The following is a 14,794-nucleotide window of genomic DNA, read 5'->3' as shown; positions in this document are numbered from 1 at the left end:
CTCGTCGACTAGTGGGCCACGGCGGCAGCGCCGTGCTCATCGATCAGATGACCGGTATAGAACCGGTCCAGCGAAAACGGCGCGTTCAACGGATGCGGTTCGTCCTTCGCGATCGTGTGCGCAAAGACCCATCCCGAACCGGGCGTCGCCTTGAAGCCGCCCGTCCCCCAGCCGCAGTTGAAGTACAGCCCCTTCACATCGGTCTTGCTGATGATCGGGCACGCGTCCGGCGACACATCGACGATGCCGCCCCACTGCCGGTTCATCCGCACGCGAGAAAACACCGGGAACATTTCGACGATCGCCTCGAGCGTGCCCTCGATGATGTGGAAGCTGCCGCGCTGCCCAAACCCGGTGTACTGATCGACGCCCGCGCCGATCACCAGATCGCCCTTGTCGGACTGGCTGATGTACGCGTGGACCGCGTTCGACATCACGACCGTGTTGACCACCGGCTTGATCGGCTCCGACACCAGCGCCTGCAACGGATGGCTTTCGAGCGGCAAGCGCACGCCGGCCATGTCCGCGAGCGTCGACGTGTTGCCGGCCGTGACCACCGCGACTTTCTTCGCCTTGATGAAGCCCTTGGTCGTATCGACGCCCGTCACCTGGCTGCCGTTGCGGCGAATGCCGACCACCTGGCAGTTCTGCACGATATCGACGCCGGCCTGATCCGCGCCGCGCGCGAAGCCCCAGGCCACCGCATCGTGCCGGGCCACGCCGCCGCGCCGCTGGATCGATGCGCCGAGCACCGGGTAGCGGCTGTTCAGATTGATGGTCGGCTCGAGTTCCTTGATCTGCGCGGGCGTGAGAAATTCGGCGTCGACGCCGTTCAGGCGGTTAGCGTTGACGCGCCGCTCGGTGTCGCGCACGTCCTGCAGTGTATGCGCGAGGTTCATCACGCCGCGCTGGCTGAACATCACGTTGTAGTTCAGATCCTGCGAGAGCCCTTCCCACAGCTTCATCGCCTTCTCGTAGAGCCCGGCGGATTCGTCCCACAGATAGTTCGAGCGCACGATCGTCGTATTGCGCGCGGTGTTGCCGCCGCCGATCCAGCCCTTCTCGAGCACCGCGACGTTGCGCACGCCGTGTTCCTTCGCGAGGTAGTACGCGGTCGCGAGACCATGCCCGCCACCGCCGACGATCACGACGTCGTACTCACGTTTAGGCTCGGGGCTGCGCCATTGCCGCTCCCAGTTCTCGTGATACGACATCCCGTTGCGCAGCAGGCTGAATATCGAATAGCGGCTCATCGTGGGTCCTTTGCGGTTTTGCAGATACGGTGTAGCGGTAGCGGTTCAACACTCGATGACGTTCACGGCCAGCCCGCCGCGCGACGTCTCCTTGTATTTCGTCTTCATGTCGGCGCCGGTTTCGCGCATCGTGCGGATCACGCTGTCGAGCGACACCACGTGCTTGCCGTCGCCCTTCATCGCGAGGCGCGCCGCGTTGATCGCCTTGATCGCGCCCATCGCGTTGCGCTCGATGCACGGAATCTGCACGAGCCCGCCGACCGGGTCGCACGTCATGCCGAGGTTGTGTTCCATGCCGATTTCGGCGGCGTTCTCGACCTGCGCGGGCGTGCCGCCCATCACTGCCGCGAGCGCCGCGGCAGCCATCGAGCAGGCCACGCCCACTTCGCCCTGGCAGCCCACTTCGGCGCCGGAGATCGACGCGGTTTCCTTGTAGATGATGCCGATCGCCGCGGCGGTCAGCAGGAAGTCGACGATGCCCGCGTCGTTCGCCGCATGCATGAACTTCACGTAGTAGTGCAGCACCGCCGGGATCACGCCGGCCGCGCCGTTGGTCGGCGCGGTGACGACCCGGCCGCCCGCGGCGTTTTCCTCGTTGACGGCCATCGCGTACAGGTTGACCCAGTCGAGCATCGACAGCGGGTCGCGCAGCGATTCCTCCGAGCGTGCGCGCAAGCGCTCGCACAGTTCGGCCGCGCGGCGCTTCACGTGCATCGGGCCGGGCAGTTCGCCGCGCACCTTGCAGCCGCGTTCGACACACGCGGCCATCGTGCGCCAGATTGCCAGCAGGCCCTCGCGCACTTCGTGTTCGGGCCGGGTTGCGCATTCGTTGCGCAACGTCACTTCGGCGATCGACAGGCCGCTTTCGCGGCACACGCGCATCAGATCGTCGCCGGTGCGAAACGGATACGGCACCTCGGCGGTCGCGCGGCGTCCATTCACGCGATCGCCGTCGCGATTGACGACGAAGCCGCCGCCAATCGAGAAATACTCTTTCTCGACCAACAACTGGCCGTTCTCGTCGAAGGCCTGAAAGCGCATGCCGTTCGGATGCACGACACCCGAGCCCGGTGCGCCCGGCATCAGCTTGCGGTAGAAGCCGACATGCTCGCGCTCGTCGAACGCGACTGGATGCTTGCCGAGCAGCACGAGCTGCCTGGTCTCGCGAATCGCCCGCAGCCTCGGCTCGATCAGGTCGGGGTCGATCTGGTCGGGCAGATTGCCTTCGAGGCCGAGCAGCACGGCCTTATCGGTGCCGTGGCCCTTGCCGGTCGCGCCGAGCGAGCCGAACAGCTCGGCTCTGACGCGCCGCACGAAGCCGAGCAGATTCGCGTCCTCGACATGCGATGCGAAGCGGCATGCGGCGATCATCGGCCCGACCGTGTGTGAGCTCGATGGACCGATGCCGATCTTGAACAGATCGAAGACGCTGACGTTCATGGCGTGCCTTGTGCGTTGAGTCTTGCGAGTTGCGATGGCCGGAAGCGCTTCGACTAGACTGATGCGCCCGGATGGAAAGTGCGTCTATTGCACCGCACGGCAGGCCCGATCGATAGAATAAAAACGGCATCGCAATGGGATGGCGTCGTCAAATGACCCGCCACGCGGGCCTCCCGGCGGATTTGCGATGACTTGCGACGCATTCGCGAAAGGCGACCCGACGCCGGCAGGCAATGCTGAAGGTCCGTGGTGCTATGCTTGCCTACAGCCTTTTCGGTCAACGTTTGTTCCTCTTTCGCAGCTCTGATCACCGACCCTCCGCGCGCATGAATTCCGCTGAAACGCTTGCCCCTTCCTCACTCGACACCGCCGCGAAGCAGCGCATCCGCTTCGGCATCATCCTGCTGCCGAACTTCACGCTGACCGCGTTCTCGGGTTTCGTCGATCTGCTGCGCCTGTCCGCCGACGAAGGCGACTTCAGCAAGCCGGTGCGCTGCTCGTGGAGCGTGATCGGGGAAACCCTCGCTCCGGTGCGCGCGAGTTGCGGCATCCAGATCACGCCGTGGGAAACCTTCGAGACCGCCGAAAAGTTCGACTATGTGGTGGTGGTCGGCGGACTGCTGCACTCGGGGCCCGCCGCGAGCGAGGCGACGCTCGCGTTCATCCGCCGCGCCGCCGCGCGCGACGCGACGCTGGTCGGCATGTGCACCGGCGTGTTCTCGCTGATGCGAGCGGGCGTGCTCGACGGCCACCGGATCTGCGTGAGCTGGTTTCACTACTGGGATTTCATCGAGCGCTTTCCGTCGGTCGACGAACAGATGCTGGTCGCCGACCGGCTGTTCGTAATCGACCGGCGGCGCATCACGTGTTCGGGCGGGCGCGCGTCGATCGACGTCGCCGCCGCGATCCTGCTGCGGCACTTCGAAACCGCGACGGTGCAGAAGGCGCTGCGCATCCTGCTCGTCGACGACCTGCAGAAAGGCAACGCGCCGCAGCCGCATCCGCCCGGACTTGCGCCGGCCTCGCATCCGAAGGTCAAGCGCGCGATCCTGCTGATGGAGCAGCACGTGGGCCGCGCGCTGTCGCTCGACGAACTGGCGGGCAAGCTCGATCTGTCGCCGCGTCAATTGGAACGGCTGTTCAAGGCGCAGACCGGCAAGGCGCCGCAGGCCTACGCGAAGCAGGTGCGTCTGCGCACCGCCGCGTGGCTGCTGACGAGTTCGGACAAGACCGTCGCCGATATCGCGTCGAGCTGCGGCTTCTCGGACGCGTCGCACCTTGGGCGGGAATTTCGCAAACAGTTCGGCGTGCCGCCGATGATGTATCGCGAGCAGCGCGGCACGGCTGAGCAAGTGGACGACGGCTCGTGCTACGACGAAACCTTTCCGGGCCGCGCGCAGGCGATCTGAATTGACGCGGCGTGCGCTACTCCGGCATGCGCCGCTCGACGCTCGGCGCATGCCCGAACTGCGCGCGATACGCCTTGCTGAAATGACACGGCGAATGAAAACCGCACACCGTGGTCACGCGTGCGATCGATGCATCGGTATTGCGCAGCAGATCGCGCGCGCGGCGCAGCCGCAGGCTCAGGTAGTAATGCGTCGGCGACACGTTCAGGAACAGCTTGAACATCCGCTGCAAATGACGCTGCGACAGGTTCACGAGCCGCGCGAGTTCCTCGAGCGATAGCGGCTCCTCGATGTTCGCTTCCATCAGCCGCACCACTTCGATCAGTTCGGCGCGCGACAGGCCGACCCGCGCATCGACCGGAATGTGCTGGCAATCGGTCGAACCGCGAATCCGCTCGACGATGAACTGCTCGGACACCTGCGCGGCCACCGCGGGCCCGAGCCGCATGCCCACCAGATGCAGCATCAGATCGAGCGGCGCGGTGCCGCCTGTGCAGGTGAGCCGGTCGCGGTCGATCACGAACAGCTCGTCGTCGAAATGCACGTGCGGATAGCGCTGGTGCAACGGCGACATGTCCTCCCAATGCACGGTCGCCCGATAGCCGTCGAGCAGCCCCGCCGCGAGCAGCGCATACGGGCCCGTGCAGATGCCGCCGAGCGGCACGCGGTGCGCGGCCGCCTCGCGCAGCAGTGCGATCACCGCGTCGTTCACATACTCACGCACGTGCCAGCCGGCGCACACGAACAGCAGGTCCGGCATCCCGGCTTCGGCGAGCGTGGTGGTCGGCCTCACCGTGATGCCGTTGCTCGCGCGCGCCGGCTCGCCATCCGGTGTGACTACCGACCACCGGTAGTGCTGCGCGCGGCCCACGTAGTTCGCCATGCGCAGCACCTCGACCGCGCTGGTGAACGCGATCATCGAGAAGTTCGGCAGCGTCAGGAAGCCGACGTGCGCGACGGCTGACAGCCGCGCATCGGCTTGTTCGGCGGTGGCGATTGCGTCGCGCTTCATGGACGTATCGGATCAGGCCATCAGCCGTGTTGCGCCGCCGGCTCGCGGCGCACTTTCAGCGCCTGGCGCAATCCGGCGAACAGCGGCGCGCGTGCCTTGCCCGGCGCCCGGCCGAAGCTCTCGGTGATGCGGTCCAGAATGATCGCCAGCATCACGACCGACATGCCGCTTTCGAAGCCGAGCCCGATATCGAGCCGCTGGATGCTCGCGAGCACGTCGTTGCCGAGACCGCCCGCGCCGACCATCGACGCGATGATCACCATCGACAGCGCCATCATGATGGTCTGGTTCACGCCGGTCATGATCGACGGCAGCGCGTTCGGAAACTGCACCTTGTACAGCAGCTGCCACGGCGTGCAGCCGAACGCCTGCCCCGCTTCGACGATTTCATGATTGACGTGCTTGATGCCGAGCGCGGTCAGACGCACCGCGGGCGGCATCGCGAAGATCACCGTCGACAGGATGCCGGGCACGCGGCCGAGGCCGAACAGCATCGCAGCCGGAATCAGGTAGACGAACGCGGGCATCGTCTGCATCAGATCGAGGACGGGGCGCACGATCATTTCGACGGTGCGGCTCTTCGCCATCCAGATGCCGAGCGGCACGCCGAGCACGAGACTGATCACCGTCGACGACAGCGTGAGGCCGAGCGTGATCACCATCTGATCCCAGAAGCCGGTGCCGTAGATCAACAGCAGCGCGGCCAGCGTGAACAACGCGAAGCGCCAGCCGACGCGCCACAAGCCGATGCCGACGAAGAACGCCATCAGCGCCCACATCGGCACGGCCTGCAAACCGTGCTCGACGGCCGCGGCGAAACTCTCGATGACCTTGCCGATCGTGTCGAAGGTCTTCGCATCATGATCGAGCAGGTAGTGAACGCCGTGATCGACCCAGGCGCCAAGCGGAATGATTTCAGACATGGGAACCTCGATGATGCGTGAGAACGCTCAGCACGTTCGTCTTGTTGACCGAGCCGCAGTAGGAGCCGTCCGCTTCGACGACCGGCAGCGGCGCGCGGCTCGCCACCACGCGCTCGACCACGTCGTTGAGCGGCGTGCTGCGATGGATGCATTCGATCTGGTTGAGCTGCGGCGACACGCTGCCCGTCGCATCGCGGCACACGAAGCCGCGTATCCTGCGCTCGCTGTCGAGCACGAACGCGTAGTCGGCGCTGCCGTTCAGCGTCGCGGCGACGCTCGACGCGTCGATCTGCGGCGCGTGCATCAGCGGCACGTCGTCGGTTTGCATCAGATCGCCGGCCGTCAGATAGCGGCTCGTGTCGATGCCTTCGAAGAATGCGCGCACGTAGTCGTCGGCCGGGTTCTTGATGATTTCCTGCGGCGTGCCGATCTGCACGACGCGCCCGCCTTCCATGATCGCGATGCGCGTGCCGATGCGCATCGCCTCCTCCAGATCGTGCGATACGAACAGGATCGTGCGCTGCTGCTCGCGCTGCAGATCGAGCAGCACGTTCTGCATTTCCTTGCGCTTGAGCGGATCGAGCGCGGAGAACGCCTCGTCCATGATCATCAGCGACGGGTTGACCGTGAGCGCGCGCGCGAGCCCGACGCGCTGCTGCATGCCGCCCGACAGCTCGGCGGGCAGCTTCTGCGCGAACGGCGCGAGGCCGACCTGTTCGAGCACCGCCAGCGCCCGCGCCTCGCGCTGCTTGCGGCCGACGCCCGCGACCTCGAGGCCGAACGCCGCGTTGGCCAGCACGGTGCGCTGCGGCATCAGCGCGAATGACTGGAACACCATGCTCATGTCCTTGCGGCGCAGCGCCGTCAGCTCAGCGCGCGGCACGCTCGCGACATCGCGGCCGTCGATCAGCACCTTGCCGGCGCTGGGCTCGACGAGCCGATTGATCAGGCGAATCAGCGTCGACTTGCCGGAGCCTGACAGGCCCATCAGCACGAAGATTTCGCCCTCGCGAACCTCGAACGACGCGTTGTGCACGCCGACGATCTGACCGGTGCGGGCAAACACCTCCTCTTTGGTGGCGCCGCTGGCCAGCATTGCGAGCGCCTGTTTCGGGTTGGTGCCGAACACCTTGCACAGCCCTTCGACCACGACCTTGGGGGAATTCATCGAATGCTCTCCTCGCTTGCGGACGTCGCCCGCGCTGTGCCTACATAGTTGCTAGAAAAAAGTGCGGTTAGCCGACTATTTCCGACAAGCACATGAGGAAATGCGACACCCGGCCGCGCCGCGAGCGCTCGACGCGGCGACGAAAGCCTTGTGGCAGAAGGGATTGGCGCCGGTTGGCCGGCGCGCGGAGGATGTCGCGACAGAGCAAGCGGTGCTCCCGGACGGCAGCGAGCGCGACACGGTGCCCGCGGGTTGAACCGCTCAGGAGATCGACACGCCCAGCAAACGTCCGACGCCGAACGTAAATCCCGCCGCGACCAGCCCGATGATGATCTGGCGCAGCGCCGAAAATCCCGCGCTGCGGCCGTTGAACAGCGACGTGAACACGCCGATCGACGCGAGCGCCAGCATGCTCAGCACGACACACTGCACGATCGCGCTGACGCCGTGCGACCACAGAAAAGGCATCACCGGAAAAATCGCGCCCAGCGAGAACAGACAGAACGACACGCCCGCCGCCGACCACGGATTGCCGCCCAGTTCCGCCGGATCGAGACCAAGTTCCTCGCGCGTGAGGGTGTCGAGCGCCTTGTCCTTGTCGCGCATCATCTGCGCGGCGACGCGTTTCGCCTCGTTCGCGTCGAGCCCTTTCGCGCGGTAGATCAGCGCGAGCTCGTGCTCCTCCGCTTCGGGCTGCTCTTCGATCTCCTCGGCTTCCTTGGCGATCTGCGTGCTCGCGAGTTCGCGCGCATTGGTGACCGACAGCCATTCGCCGAGCGCCATCGAACAGGCACCGGCGATCAGCCCGGCGAGGCCGGTCAACAGGATCGCCTGGTTGCCGGTGCCCGCGCCCGCGACGCCCATGATCAGGCAGAAGTTCGACACGAGGCCATCGTTCGCGCCGAGCACGGCCGCGCGCAGATCGTTGCCCGACGCGGCACCCTTGTGCCACGACTCGGCCGCGGCGATGCGCGCGCCGGGCGACAGGTCGGGGTTGCTGGTGCTGGCGAGCGTCTGCACGACCGCCGCGTGATGATGCTCATCGGCCGACATGTGGCCTGCGTCGCGTTGGCCTCGATATTTGTTGCGGTCCGCGTATTCGGCGGCGGCAAGAGTAGGCAGCACGAAGTCCGCGCCGCACACGCGCACGAGCGCCTTCATCAGACGCGTTTTGATCGCATGACCGCGGCCTTTCGGTTCGATGCCGTTGGCCCGGAGCTTGTCGGCCCACACTTGCGCGTGACTGTGTTCGGATTGCGCGAGATCCTGATAGACCTGCTTGCGGGTCTCGTCTTTCTCGACGCGCGCGAGCGTCTCATACAGGGCGGCGCTGTGCAGTTCGTCCGAGAGGTTCGCCTTGTAGCGTTTCACTTCATGCTTCGTTGCCATGATCACGTTCCCCGCGGATCGCGTTGCTGACGGCAAAGCCTAACCGAAACCGCCCGGCGTCTCGTCGGCGCTGAATACCGCGCCGGGCGTAGGCTTCTCCGTTACTGGCTGGCCGGCGCGCCGACGCCGGCCTTTTTCTGCGCCGCCTGCAGCTTGTCCGGATAGTTCGGATCGTTCTGCGCCGGCTGGTAGCCCGCGTCTTCGAGTTTCTTCAGCTCGGCGTTCTTTTTCGCGCGGGCCTGTTTGCGCGCTGCCTTGCGCTCGGCCTTCGTTGGCTTCGGGGTGGTCGTCGTCGCGCCTTCCTGGGCCGCGGCATCCGTCGAGCCCTGAGCGAGCGCGAGCGGAATGGTGCCGGCCATCAGTGCGACGGCCGAAACCCCAAGCATGATTCGTTTGATGGCGAAGCTCTTCATAACTGAGATCCCTTGGTTGATTGGTAATAACGTACGAGTCCGTCTGCGAATCGTGAAGCACCACAGCGGGTCGCGCAGCCTGGACGCGAACCCGTCAGGGAAGCTTACAGGCAAATGGCGGGATGCGCGCTGTAAGGGTCGGTGGGCGCGTTCGTCGCTTAGTCGACGGGTGTCTGTGGGCGAAATCCCTTGCCGTGAAACGGCCGTCTGATGCCGATGGTGCGATCTTTGGGAGTGGATCGAGATGTTCCGGGATGCGGAACCATAGTCTCATCAGCAGGCCACCCAGCACTGGCATCGGGGCAGCGGTGTGCCCGTGCGGCCTCACTTTCAGAATTCTCCGCGTTTTGCCACGGACCAACTCGCGAACAATAGTGGCGCGGATCATAACGTCACGGCCATGCTCGATTCCCAATAGTCGAATTCGAACGTTTCAGGCGATCCGGTTCCCTTCACTCCTGCTTAAGCGCCGTAAGTGCCCATGAACCACGACGACAAATACCTTTACTACAAGATCGACAAGCTGTTTTGGCGTTGGAAGAAGCAAGACGGGGCTCGGATCGTGCATGAGGTCTCGCTTTCGACGGACAACGCACCGCCGCCGTTTCCGGCCTCGCTAGTCGCGAAATCGAATGCCGTGCCTAGCCCAGCCAAGCCTCCCAAACCTGATCCGACCGTAAAAATGATCAACGATCTTCTCAAGGTCGCCGATTCGGTTTCCCGCTTCAGAACATGGTTGAACACACCTGTGACGCCCAAACCATCCGAAGCGACGAAAATCGTCGCCCCGAAAAAGACGGTACCGCCATTCGATATCCAGGAAATTCCGAACGCTCTGCGCAAAGAAATGATGCCTATCGGAGCGATGTTAATGGAGCGATGGTTTGCCGCCCGATTGAACTACTCCGCAGTGCCCAGCGACGAACTCAAGGAAATCAATCAGGACGGCAAGCCGTACCCGCCTGACATGTACGATACAACCACAATAAAGATGGACTGGGTACTGAAGTTCGCTCGCGCCAAACGGAAATACGACTTCCTGGTCAACGATGCAATACGCTCACCAGCGGCACTTCAAGTGCTTCACAAGAAGCTTCTCTTCTACAGGCACAGGAGTGAGCTGTCTACACACCAGATTTGTCGGAATGATCCTCAACGTCTGCATCAGTTTTTTCAATTTCAACACGTCGAAGTCGACGGTACGTTTGCGGAAAAAATCAAACTAAAGCTAATGGCGGATGCTGCGCGATCAGGTGTCCCCGACGATTTGACTGCCGCGCTTGGATCGTTCGTGATCTACGCCGCTATAGGTCATGTTCGACTGTCAAGGGAGCCATTTGGCACGCGAAGGACGACTGCCGAAGTAACTGGCGCATGGGTGTACGTGAAAGACAACTTCACGTTTACCGATGAGCCCGGAGAGCGGTCCCAGTATCTGGGGCATTGGAGCAGTAACGGTGTTATCGTGATACCGCTTGATGGCGTGGCGGCCACGTCTCGTTACATTCCCTACGTGGAGTCGCCGGTGACGCTTGGCGATCCAGTTATCAAAGGACAGGTTTACTACCCGATCCATAACAGCGACTTCCGGCAGTGGGCCATCAGACATCAGCGCGGCGGCGATTTCATCATCTACTCGGACCGTCGCTACGTTCCGCTTTTCCCGCCGATCGTGCTCTACCTATGAAGCGCATCCTTAAGCGTGCTGCATTATTGGCTGGTCTTAGCGCAGGGCTTTATTTCGGGCTCTTCGACCATACTCCGCATGGACGCGAGTGTCGTCATTCGGCACCTGTCGACGGCATCTACAGAGCAGAGCTTTGCCTGTTGCGATGGGCTCCGGGCCGCAGCGGGAGCCCTGAATATGTCGGCCGACTATTCGATGCAAAGAGCGGGAGGCTGCTTGCACAGCGCACTTTCAGCACGTCTGTCCCCGATCTTTTCTGGTCAACGGGCCTGCGATACTCGCTGAATCCGTATTCGCCGCCCCGCTATCTCGGTCCGTCCGTCGAGTTTTCCCGCGGAGATGCCGGTAAAGGCGACTCGAGGATTTCGCTACCCCCGTCGTTCTGGGACAAACTGGCCGCCGCCCGCCCGCGCTTATAGCTGGTCGCACCTCCCCGCGGTACGGTTTTTTGGCACGCCAGCCCCGCCAGGAGTATCGTTTAACCGCGCCGGAAGCGCCGAAACCACCACTCCTCTATAAGACAGGCACTTCCCAGAGTCCGGACCAGCTCGACAAAAGCGCGACGTTTCTAACATGCAACGAAGCGACATCAACTTATCGAGGATGGTGAAACCGTGAAAACACTCAATCTTTTGAAGGTGCTCGGAATTGCATTGTGCGTGGCAACGGCATCCAGCGCCTACGCGCAGGCAAGCGACGCGCAGGCGCCTGCCGCCACGGCAGCCGCGCCGGCCACGACCACCCAATCGACGCGTGCGGCGGATCGCAAGCTCGGCCGCGACGTGCGGCGCGCGCTCGCGAGAGCGCAGGGCTTCAACGTGTCGAACGTGTCGAACGTGTTCGTGCGGGCGCGCGGCGGCGCAGTGACGTTGACCGGCTCGGTGCCTGAAAGCGGCATGATCCAGCAGGCTGCCGACGTGGCGAAAGGCGTGCCAGGCGTGACCTCGGTGACCAACAAGCTCACGCTGAATTTCCCGTCCCGCGGAGGTGGTGGAAGCTGAGCGTCGGCATCCGACTCGCGAACGGGAGCGCCGCGAACCTGCGATGCATGCGGCGTCTCCCGCTAATCCCCGGGCGTCGTCCTGCTATCTGAACTGCTGGGCACCATCCGGCACAGTTCAGCGCCGCACCAAGCCCACCACATATCTGCACACCTGAGTGCCAGCATTGAAGAACTCGCAGTCGACCGGCGCACCGAGTTGCAGGCAGTCCCCCGCTTCGAGCTGGTACGTCAGCGAGCCCTCGCGAAACGTCAGCACCCCTTGCGTGACCCAGATCTGCTGATGCTGAAACGCGAACGCATCCGACGGATAAGGCACCCTCACCCCGATCGGCAATTCGATTTCGAGCAGCTCCAGCACGCCGCCGGTCGGCGGTGAAATACGCCGCCGCGTATAGCCGGTTTCGGGGTCTTCCCACAGCGACTGGTCCGCATGACGCACGAGCCGCTCGCCGGTCTGCTCGGCGAGCGCGAGCAATGTCGACAGCGTGAGCCCGAACGCGCCCGACAGCCGCCCGAGCACCGTCGCGGTCGGACTCGCCTCGCCACGCTCGATCTTGCTGATCATCGCCTTCGACACACCCGAGCGCTCAGCCAGTTCGGCGAGCGACCAGTTGCGCGCCTCGCGCTCGGTCTTTACGCGCGCGGAGATCGCCTGGGTCAGATCGATTGCGGAAGTTTCGGACATGGAAGGGGCGTCGGTGCGGAGGTGGGGGTACGGGCATAGCCGATCATCGTGGCGTGACAGCGCCCATTGACGAGTTCGTTGCCGCCGGCGGCCGAAATAGTTGCCTTCAGTTCCGTTAACTCGATCCGCTCGGTCATTGCTTCAATCCGTCGTCCTTGCGGTCTTCATCTTTGGCATCCCGGCACGCAGCAGGCAGTTGTTTGAGTAGCTCCGGTAGCGCCGTTTGCACGGTGTCTCACACCACATCAAGGTTGATATCGAAGTATCCGTGGGCGATGCGGTTGCGCATCCCGCGCATGCTGCGCCACGGCACTTCGGGGTGCGCCTGAGCGAAGTCGGCATAGCGGTCCATTACTTTCGTGGCGGCCTCGCCAAGGATGATGAGGCTCATGACGACGGCCCGCTGGGTGCGCTGTCTACAAGGAACTGATCCTTGGCCTGCCCCTTCACGAAGCTGCAAGCATCAGTGGCGGCCTGCTGCATGTGGTCGAGGTAGTCCGGCAAGCGGTTCTCGTTCATACCGGCTGCGCCTCCGCTAGCACCTTGGCCCGGGACTTCTGCGGCAGGTCGGCCGGGGTCAGCAGAGCGACGTGGACGCCGAGTAGCGCTTCCAGTTCATCCTGCAACCCCCCAAGGTCGAACAGCGTCGCCCCGGGCAGCGCATCGACCAGCAGATCGAGGTCGCTGCCGTCCCGGTCGGTGCCATGCAGCACCGAGCCGAACACGCGCGGGTTCGCTGCGCGGAAGCGGCTTGTCGCTTCGCGCACTACGCTGCGCTTCATCTCGAGTACAACGGACGGTCGCATGGGCATCCTTTCTTGTCGAAACTCATCGAGACGATAAGCGATTGAGTCGAGACTCGCAACGCCTTCACCTGCGCCATGCCAGTTGCTTTGGAGGGCTGGCTGCCCCCGCAGGCAGCCAACGATGTCTTGCATAGTGATTTTTCGTCCACTATATTAAACGAAATCCTTCGTCCGAACCGCTCACCAGCCGGAACACACCATGCCGAAGCAAATCGTTCTCAACGCGTTTGACCTGAACTGCATAGGCCACATCCAGCAAGGGCTGTGGACCCATCCGCGCGATCAGTCCACGCGCTACACGGACCTGCAGTACTGGACCGACTATGCGCAGAAGCTCGAAGCGGGCCTGTTCGACGGCATCTTTTTCGCGGACGTGGTCGGCGTCTACGATGTCTATGGCGGCAACCCCGATGCCGCGATCCGCGGTGCCGTGCAGGTGCCGGTCAACGATCCGACGCTGCTGATTCCAGCGATGGCCGCGGTCACGCGGCATCTGTCGTTCGGCGTCACGTCGAATCTGTCGGTCGAGCAGCCGTTTCTGTTCGCGCGCCGCATGTCCACGCTCGATCATCTGACGCGCGGCCGGGTCGGCTGGAACATCGTGACCGGCTATCTGGACAGCGCGTCGCGCGCGATCGGCTTGACCGGTCAGATGGCGCACGACGACCGCTATGATCTGGCCGACGAGTACATGGAGCTCGTCTACAAGCTGTGGGAATGCAGCTGGGAGGACGACGCGATGCTGCGCGACAAGGCGCACGGCGTCTACGCGGACCCGTCGAAGGTCCACGTGATCCACCACCACGGCAAGCAATACCGCGTCGATGCGATGCATCTCGCCGAGCCGTCGCCGCAGCGCACCCCCGTGCTGTATCAGGCCGGCTCGTCCGCGCGCGGCAAACAGTTCGCGGCGGCACACGCGGAGTGCGTGTTCGTCAACGGCCAGGCGAAGCCGGCGGTCAAGTCGATCGTCGACGACATTCGCGCGCACGCGGTCGCCGGCGGCCGCCGCGCCGATGACATCAAGGTGCTGCTCGGCCAGACCGTCATCACGGGCCGCACCGATCAGGAAGCGCAGGAGAAATTCGACGAGTACCGCCGCTATGTGAGTTCGGAGGCGGCGCTGGTGCACGCGGCCGCATCGCTTGGGATCGACTTCGCGCGTTACGACCTCGACGAACCGATCGAAACCGGCAAGAGCCAGGCGATCGTGTCGAACGTCGAAGCGATGACGCGCGCGGCCGGTCCGCAATGGACGAGGCGCAAGCTGCTCGAACAGATGGTGCTCGGCAGCCGCCAGCAGCCGCTCGTCGGTTCGGCCGAGAAAATCGCCAGCGAACTGATCGCATGGACCGAGGAAACCGGCGTCGATGGCTTCAATCTGTCGCGCACCGTCGTGCCCGAGTGCTTCGACGATTTCATCGAACTGGTCGTGCCGCTGCTGCAGGAACGTGGCGCGTACAAGCGTGAGTATCGCGACGGCACACTGCGCGAAAAACTGTTCGGCCATGCGCGGCTGCCCGAGACTCACACCGCGGCGCGCTTCCGATCGCCGGCTTGCGCGGCGGAGCCGGCCGACGAGGCTCGCGGCTGACGCGATCACCGT

General features: G+C 64.0%; 15 protein-coding genes and 1 pseudogene. 5 read left to right on the top strand and 11 right to left on the bottom strand.

Translation table 11 applies throughout. The annotated features are described in order from the left end of the window. Positions 1–8 precede the first annotated feature (8 nt). Positions 9–1,253 carry a sarcosine oxidase subunit beta family protein gene (locus AB3X95_RS20590; protein ID WP_013091654.1) on the bottom strand — a complete coding sequence of 415 codons (1,245 nt, stop codon included), beginning with the start codon at positions 1,251–1,253 and terminating at the stop codon, positions 9–11. 45 nt (positions 1,254–1,298) lie between these two features. Continuing rightward, entirely contained in the window at positions 1,299–2,693 is a 1,395-nt protein-coding gene (locus tag AB3X95_RS20585; protein WP_368622405.1) for an L-serine ammonia-lyase, read from the bottom strand. Positions 2,694–3,019: 326 nt separating this feature from the next. On the opposite strand from AB3X95_RS20585, the gene AB3X95_RS20580 reads away from it, so the two are divergent. Beyond that, the gene (locus AB3X95_RS20580; protein ID WP_176105889.1) at positions 3,020–4,102 is read left to right on the top strand and encodes a GlxA family transcriptional regulator; all 1,083 of its coding nucleotides are present in this window, start codon (positions 3,020–3,022) and stop codon (positions 4,100–4,102) included. A 16-nt stretch (positions 4,103–4,118) separates the two neighbouring features. On the opposite strand, the gene AB3X95_RS20575 is transcribed toward AB3X95_RS20580, so the two are convergent. Genes AB3X95_RS20575 through AB3X95_RS20565 form a run of 3 tightly spaced genes read right to left on the bottom strand, consistent with a single transcriptional unit; the run spans position 4,119 to position 7,205 of the window. Continuing rightward, complete coding sequence (locus AB3X95_RS20575) at positions 4,119–5,114, bottom strand: GlxA family transcriptional regulator (protein ID WP_368622404.1); 996 nt, start codon at positions 5,112–5,114, stop codon at positions 4,119–4,121. A gap of 20 nt (positions 5,115–5,134) precedes the next feature. Next, a complete protein-coding gene (choW, locus tag AB3X95_RS20570) occupies positions 5,135–6,037 on the bottom strand; it encodes a choline ABC transporter permease subunit (protein ID WP_176105887.1) in 903 nt (300 codons plus the stop codon). Continuing rightward, positions 6,030–7,205: a glycine betaine/L-proline ABC transporter ATP-binding protein gene (locus AB3X95_RS20565; protein WP_176125326.1), complete on the bottom strand. Its 1,176-nt coding sequence runs from the start codon at positions 7,203–7,205 to the stop codon at positions 6,030–6,032. Before AB3X95_RS20565 ends, choW begins: the two co-directional genes overlap by 8 nt. 100 nt (positions 7,206–7,305) lie before the next feature. Between AB3X95_RS20565 and AB3X95_RS20560 the strand changes: the two genes are divergently transcribed. After that, the gene (locus tag AB3X95_RS20560; RefSeq protein WP_368622403.1) at positions 7,306–7,461 is read left to right on the top strand and encodes a hypothetical protein; all 156 of its coding nucleotides are present in this window, start codon (positions 7,306–7,308) and stop codon (positions 7,459–7,461) included. A gap of 5 nt (positions 7,462–7,466) precedes the next feature. On the opposite strand, the gene AB3X95_RS20555 is transcribed toward AB3X95_RS20560, so the two are convergent. Then, positions 7,467–8,594 (bottom strand): VIT1/CCC1 transporter family protein, encoded by a 1,128-nt coding sequence (locus AB3X95_RS20555; RefSeq protein ID WP_368622402.1) that lies wholly within the window; start codon positions 8,592–8,594, stop codon positions 7,467–7,469. 101 nt (positions 8,595–8,695) lie between these two features. Then, complete coding sequence (locus tag AB3X95_RS20550) at positions 8,696–9,007, bottom strand: DUF4148 domain-containing protein (protein ID WP_176105883.1); 312 nt, start codon at positions 9,005–9,007, stop codon at positions 8,696–8,698. Positions 9,008–9,488: 481 nt separating this feature from the next. Between AB3X95_RS20550 and AB3X95_RS20545 the strand changes: the two genes are divergently transcribed. Beyond that, positions 9,489–10,694, top strand: coding sequence for a DUF6402 family protein (locus tag AB3X95_RS20545; protein ID WP_368622401.1), 1,206 nt, complete (start codon positions 9,489–9,491; stop codon positions 10,692–10,694). Positions 10,695–11,308: 614 nt separating this feature from the next. Further along, positions 11,309–11,695: a BON domain-containing protein gene (locus AB3X95_RS20540; protein WP_368622400.1), complete on the top strand. Its 387-nt coding sequence runs from the start codon at positions 11,309–11,311 to the stop codon at positions 11,693–11,695. Between the two features lie 117 nt (positions 11,696–11,812). On the opposite strand, the gene AB3X95_RS20535 is transcribed toward AB3X95_RS20540, so the two are convergent. The 4 genes and pseudogenes from AB3X95_RS20535 to AB3X95_RS20520 form a co-directional block, all read right to left on the bottom strand. Beyond that, positions 11,813–12,382: an XRE family transcriptional regulator gene (locus AB3X95_RS20535; RefSeq protein WP_176105881.1), complete on the bottom strand. Its 570-nt coding sequence runs from the start codon at positions 12,380–12,382 to the stop codon at positions 11,813–11,815. Beyond that, positions 12,355–12,519 (bottom strand): hypothetical protein, encoded by a 165-nt coding sequence (locus AB3X95_RS20530; protein WP_176105880.1) that lies wholly within the window; start codon positions 12,517–12,519, stop codon positions 12,355–12,357. The genes AB3X95_RS20535 and AB3X95_RS20530 overlap by 28 nt, the downstream gene beginning before the upstream one ends. Then, a pseudogene (locus AB3X95_RS20525) lies at positions 12,516–12,901 on the bottom strand (DUF86 domain-containing protein). The gene AB3X95_RS20530 and the pseudogene AB3X95_RS20525 overlap by 4 nt, the downstream one beginning before the upstream one ends. Then, a complete protein-coding gene (locus tag AB3X95_RS20520) occupies positions 12,898–13,188 on the bottom strand; it encodes a nucleotidyltransferase family protein (protein WP_176125321.1) in 291 nt (96 codons plus the stop codon). The pseudogene AB3X95_RS20525 and the gene AB3X95_RS20520 overlap by 4 nt, the downstream one beginning before the upstream one ends. Positions 13,189–13,387: 199 nt before the next feature. Between AB3X95_RS20520 and AB3X95_RS20515 the strand changes: the two genes are divergently transcribed. After that, positions 13,388–14,782, top strand: coding sequence for an LLM class flavin-dependent oxidoreductase (locus AB3X95_RS20515; RefSeq protein ID WP_368622399.1), 1,395 nt, complete (start codon positions 13,388–13,390; stop codon positions 14,780–14,782). Positions 14,783–14,794: the final 12 nt, after the last annotated feature.

This window comes from Paraburkholderia sp. BR13444 (assembly GCF_040948755.1).
Taxonomy (GTDB): Bacteria; Pseudomonadota; Gammaproteobacteria; order Burkholderiales; family Burkholderiaceae; genus Paraburkholderia; species Paraburkholderia youngii.
The sequence above is the reverse complement of the archived record's forward strand: the minus strand, read 5'-3'. Positions and strand labels throughout refer to the sequence as shown.